The organism is Mesorhizobium sp. M2C.T.Ca.TU.002.02.1.1, from assembly GCF_003997225.1.
In genome coordinates, this window is sequence record NZ_RZTO01000442.1 from 1 (window position 1) to 5,169 (window position 5,169).

6 protein-coding genes are annotated in these 5,169 nt (G+C 60.3%); all 6 read left to right on the forward strand.

Annotation, left to right across the window (positions count from 1 at the left end):
- On the forward strand, positions 1-481 hold a 481-nt coding region (locus EOD07_RS37740), incomplete at its 5' end, for a hypothetical protein (RefSeq protein WP_164772410.1).
- A gap of 58 nt (positions 482-539) precedes the next feature.
- Complete coding sequence (locus tag EOD07_RS21665) at positions 540-1,295, forward strand: terminase family protein (protein WP_127236925.1); 756 nt, start codon at positions 540-542, stop codon at positions 1,293-1,295.
- A 373-nt stretch (positions 1,296-1,668) separates the two neighbouring features.
- Complete coding sequence (locus EOD07_RS21670) at positions 1,669-2,346, forward strand: hypothetical protein (RefSeq protein WP_127236926.1); 678 nt, start codon at positions 1,669-1,671, stop codon at positions 2,344-2,346.
- Between the two features lie 10 nt (positions 2,347-2,356).
- Entirely contained in the window at positions 2,357-4,009 is a 1,653-nt protein-coding gene (locus EOD07_RS21675; protein ID WP_127236927.1) for a hypothetical protein, read from the forward strand.
- Positions 4,006-4,437, forward strand: a complete 432-nt coding sequence (locus EOD07_RS21680; protein WP_245470381.1) for a hypothetical protein — start codon at positions 4,006-4,008, stop codon at positions 4,435-4,437. Before EOD07_RS21675 ends, EOD07_RS21680 begins: the two co-directional genes overlap by 4 nt.
- Before the next feature lie 202 nt (positions 4,438-4,639).
- Entirely contained in the window at positions 4,640-5,062 is a 423-nt protein-coding gene (locus EOD07_RS21685; RefSeq protein ID WP_127236928.1) for a hypothetical protein, read from the forward strand.
- Positions 5,063-5,169 lie beyond the last annotated feature (107 nt).

Consider the following 5,169-nt stretch of genomic DNA (forward strand, 5'->3'; position numbering starts at 1 on the left):
TTGTTGCATCTATCCAAAATTCCTAGCTGAAAATAGAGCGTTCGACCCCAGAATTCTCTTTCGCCTTCAAAACAAGAAGCCGCCTTTTGCGCTTTCGGTGGCGCATATGGGGGATTTGCCAGGTGGTGCGTTACACGGGTACGGCTGCAACGCAGCAGCTGTCGCAAACCAGCGGCAGAGCGCGGAAACCAGTCACTATCTGGGCTACTATCAGTTCACCGTGGGGGATGCAGAGGCGGCGGCCAACGAGGTTTACGATGTTTACGTCGTGCGAGCGCCGGAACATGGGGCTGATGCACATTGCCACGTGCTCGTGTCCGAACGAGAGGGCGTTGACCAAAATGCTCCAAAGAAGGAATTCAAAGTTTTTGTAGTCGACGACATCTGGAGTCGCGTGCAGGGTCCTGATCGACATATATGCCCTGTCGATGAATCTATCCGCCAAACTTTGGAAGCAATTGACCTCCCGCCGCGTCCTTAACTCGCTCCAGGCTGACTAGGCGCTTGCGGAGCTAGGAGCTTGCGCATTGAGGATCGCCATGTCCCGCCACGTTACCTTCATGACCATCGACGACGCCGGTCACTATTCGCCCGAGCAACGCGCGGAGATCATTGCGGCATACCCCGAGCACGAGAGGGAAGCTCGGGCCAAGGGCATTCCGGTGCTAGGCTCCGGGCGCATCTTCCCCGTGCCGGAGGATCTGATCGCCTGCGAGCCGTTCAAGCTGCCCCGCTGGTGGCCGCGCATCGGCGCGCTCGATTTCGGCTGGGACCATCCTTCCGCCGCGGTCGAACTGGCCTGGGATACCGAGGCCGATGTCGTCTACGTGACCAAGGCCCATCGCGCCTCCCAGCAGACGCCGGCCATGCAGGCGCTGGCGCTGAAGGCCTGGGGTGAATGGCTGCCCTTCGCCTGGCCGCGCGACGGCCGCCGCGAAACGTTGGAAGGCGCCGGCGTGGCGCTCGCAAAGCAATATGCCGCCCATGGGCTGAACATGCTGACCGGCCACGCCCGCTTCGCGGATGGCTCCGTCTCGGTCGAGGCCGGGCTGATGGACATGCTCGACCGCATGCACTCAGGCCGCTTCAAGGTGTTTTCCACGCTCCACGCCTGGTTCGAGGAATTCCGGCTCTACCATCGCAAGAACGGCCAGGTGGTGAAGTTGCGCGACGACCTGATGGCCGCGACACGCTATGGCGTGATGATGCTGAGGGAAGCGGAGGTCGATCCGGCGGAATTCAAGGCGGCTCGACGGCCGGCGGGGCAGAGCGATCCGCTGGGGGCGTTTCGCTAGGGGGATTCGCCCTCTCACTTCATCATACTCGGGCTTGACCCGAGTATCCATGCCGTGACCCCTGCCGTGGAGCACAACGGCGCAGAATTCTGTAACCGTAGCAATGCCTTAGCGTCATGGCATGGATCCTAGGGTCTGCGCGCGTCGCTCCGCTCCTTGCTTCGCCCTAGGATGACGAGGCGCGGTTCCGGTCACCTGTAATTCCAGTAGTTTGGGCCCCTCTGGCCGTGGTTCTGGCCGCCCGCAATGCCGGCAATCCCGGCCTCCCCAAAATCCTCAATCCGATCAGCCGCGAACGCCGCCGCCGACGCCTTGCGACCGGCCGCGACGTGATCGCCTGCGCCCTTTTTAGCCAGCCGTGCCGGAGCAGCCGATGGTCCACATCATCCCTCTCCTCGCTGATCAGCGCCGCCTCGATCCCGGCAATGCCCCGCCACCTGAGGCAGCCGGGCCGCTCGATCCCTACTGGCAGGAGGTTGCCGCTCACTACGAACGGCGCATGGCGCGGCAGCAGGCCTTCGACACCGAGATCGCCGCGCGCAGGCTGGATGGCGAGATCGCGAGCGCCGAGGCCGATGTCGCGGCCAACGCGCCGGCCGACGGCGAGGGCCTGCACCACGCCATGTATGGCGAGGTCGATCCGCATAGCGGTCGCATCGTGCTCAAAGGCAGGTTCGACACGCTGTTCGACAATTTCCTGAAGCAGGCGCCGCCCGAGCTGCGCGCCGGCCTCGCCAGCCGCAAGCCAGCCCTGCGGGAGGCAGGCTCGGTGCGCATGGCGATGCAGCAAAACCAGCGCCGCGCCCAATATGAGCAGGACCAGCTGGCGGCGGCCCAGGCCGAAGAGCTCGACACCATCGCGAAGAGCGACCCGGACGACCACGTCGCCTTCGATGCAGCACGTCATGCCGGCCTCGATCTCATCGCCAAGATGAACCTCGACCCCCGGGAGCAGGCTGCGGGCCGAAGCCGCTTGGCGCGACCGCACGGCGACGGCGCGGATCGAGGCGCTGATCGCGCGAGATCCTGGGCGGGCAACCGAGAGGCTTAGCACCGCACCGGTGGCGGGCGACCGCCAGGGCGGCGATTCCGTCGCCGATCCTCGTGCCGATTTATCGCCCGATGGTATTCGGCAACTGCTCCGCCAGGCGCGCGCCGCGAAAATGAACAGGCTGATCGACGCGCGCGCCAGCATCGATCTCGCGTCGCAGAATGCCCCCGATGCGATCGCCAGTACCGGCAACTATTCCCGCGCAATGCCAAGCCCTGCGGATTTCACCGCTGTCTTTGGCGTCGAGGAGGGCGGCAAGCGATATCAAGAGTTCAGTCGGAAGATTGACGCTGGTCGCCAAGCCTTCGGCCTGCGGACCATGCCGAACCAGGCGATCCACGCAGCACTGCGTGATGTTGAGCCGGGGCCGGGAAGTTCCGAGGAAGATCAGGCGCGATATCAAGTCGCGGCCGCTGCAGCCCTCAAGATCTTGGGCGACAGGCGGGCTGACCCCGCAGGCTATGTTCGCGAAGTCTTTCCCGATGTGGACGCCGCGTGGACCAACGCCGCCAATTCAAACGATAATCAAAAAGGCGGCGACCCGGAGGCATACCGGAAAGCCTTCGCCATCTCTCTTGCCGCCCAGAGACAATTGGGTGTCGAGAGGCCGCAACTGCTACCGACAGCCGTAGCGCAAGACATTGTTAATACCCTCCGCAAAAACGAAATCTCGGGGCCCGATAAAGAAGCCATTTTAGATGGCCTTCAGGCGGCAGGGTTAGATCCAAATACTCGCGAAGCTTTGCTGCGGCAAATCGATGAAGCTGGCTCTTCTCAACCAGATCAAGTCGACCCGATCACCACCGCTGCCACTGGGGGCCGACCATCCCCCGCGGTAAATTCGGACCGACCCAAATCTGCCCTTGAGCAGGCGGGGGAGGATTTCGGCAACTATCTCAGTGAGGGCTTCGAGGCCCTGGGCCGAGCCCCGCACGACACTGGCCTGGCCCTTGAGGATCTGCATGATTCTCTTTGGGGATTCCTCGAGCAACTGCCTGTCACCCCCGGCTCGGGGGTCGGTACCCCAGGGCGCTTAGCGCTAGAGGCTGCCGGCGAGGCCGTCGCAAAAGGCTTGGCCGTCGTCCGTAGTGGGATGAGCAGGTTTGCCAAGCCGCTCGACGAGTTTGCAGCAACTGGTTCACGCGCCACATCAGAGCTCGCCGCTGATGCCGCGGTGGCTCGCCAGGTCGTTGACACGAAACCTCTGCTCAAAGCTGCAGAGGATGCCGCCTATCGCTTGAGTACAGGCACCAAACCCGACAAGGCCGAGCTTCTCAAAATCATAAAGTCGATCGCAAGAGATCCTTCGAAGGTAAGGTTTTCGGGAGCATCCTTCGGCAAGGCTGCTTCGAAAAACTATCGCAAAACATTTCTCTCCGCGAACCCTAGTCTGGAAGGTGATGTTATCGTCCATCACGCTGCCGAGAGGCAAATCCTAAACAGGTATCCCGGCCTTGTTACCGAAGGCGAGATGCACTCACTTCAGAATCTTCGTGGAATTCCGAAAGGACTGGACAATCTTTTGCACAAGGTCGTTTTTCGGTTCGAATGGAATAAATTTTATGCATCCCACCCCCGGCCGACTCGTCAGCAAGTGCTGGACTACGTCACTTACATCGACAAGAAATACGGACATCTGTTCAACCCCCCGATAGGCGAATGATGCAATATTTCTACATATGGCCGAACGTTGCCGGTGGACTTGGCGAACACACGGTTCTCGACCCGAGCGTTCACCCACCGATCGTAACCAAACTTCATTACGAGGTAGAGGGCTGGTTTGGGGATGTGATTGTTACAACTTTTCCCTGTTTCCTCGTCACCGAAGAGACCCAGCGTGCGCTGCAGAAGATCGGCTTTTCAGGTGCGACATTCGCCGCCGCCGAGGTGACTATCTCGGAAGACTGTCAGGAGGATCAACCCGGGCTGCAATTACCACCTTTCGTCTGGCTGCAAGTGGATGGGAAGGCGGGCCGCGACGACTTCGGGATCGCAACCGATTATCGCCTCGTCATTTCGAAGCGCGTCCTTGATCTGCTTGAATCACTGGGCATTCCGTTTGCAGTCGTCGAGCCTTACGATGATCGGTAGACTGGACCTTTCGAATGCGAGGATGGCTGCAAGATCGCGCCGCTCTGAGGAGTTTCCGCGCGTCCTCTGCGGTAGGCGTCTAAACACACGAACTTGACTTACAATTATAGATTGTACAAAATGCATATTGCACCCAGTAGATGCAGAATCTTTGACGAGGCAATTTCGGACGTGAGTGATTCCGCTCCGGAATGGGGGGCCAGTGAAATACTTCTATTTGGAACCGGAAGTCTCGGGCGGGCTTGGCGATGATACCATTATGGACACGGGCGTCCATCCTCCCGCCGTGGCACGTTTGCACTATGAATTCGACGGGTGGCTGGGTGATGTCATTGTTACTTCGTTCCCCTGCTACCTCGTCACGGAAGACGTGAAGGCGAAAATTCTCACGGCTGGCTTTTCGGGAGCGACCTTCGACAAGGTCGAAGTAACCACGTCCGAATTGTTCGAGGAGATGCAGCCGGACGTGGAGTTGCCGCCATTCGTTTGGCTGAAAGTGGATGGGAGGGCGGGCCACGACGATTTCGGGCTAGCCGAGGACCACCGGCTTGTTGTCTCCGAGCGTGTGCTCGATGCCCTAAGACCATTGGGCATCTCCCATGCTTTAAAGCACGTCGCCTTTTAAAGGATTCGGGATTCCCTGAATGACGGTTTGATGATTCATTGCGGTAGAAGGGAGAAACCGCGATGGGCAAGCCGTTACCGATGGCGTTGCGTAAGCGTGTTGCAGCG

Excerpts from the sequence above, each read along its gene's own strand:
- EOD07_RS21665 (WP_127236925.1), top strand. The coding sequence starts at position 540 with ATGTCCCGCCACGTTACCTTCATGACCATCGACGACGCCGGTCACTAT.
- EOD07_RS21680 (WP_245470381.1), top strand. The coding sequence starts at position 4,006 with ATGATGCAATATTTCTACATATGGCCGAACGTTGCCGGTGGACTTGGC.
- EOD07_RS21670 (WP_127236926.1), top strand. The coding sequence starts at position 1,669 with ATGGTCCACATCATCCCTCTCCTCGCTGATCAGCGCCGCCTCGATCCC.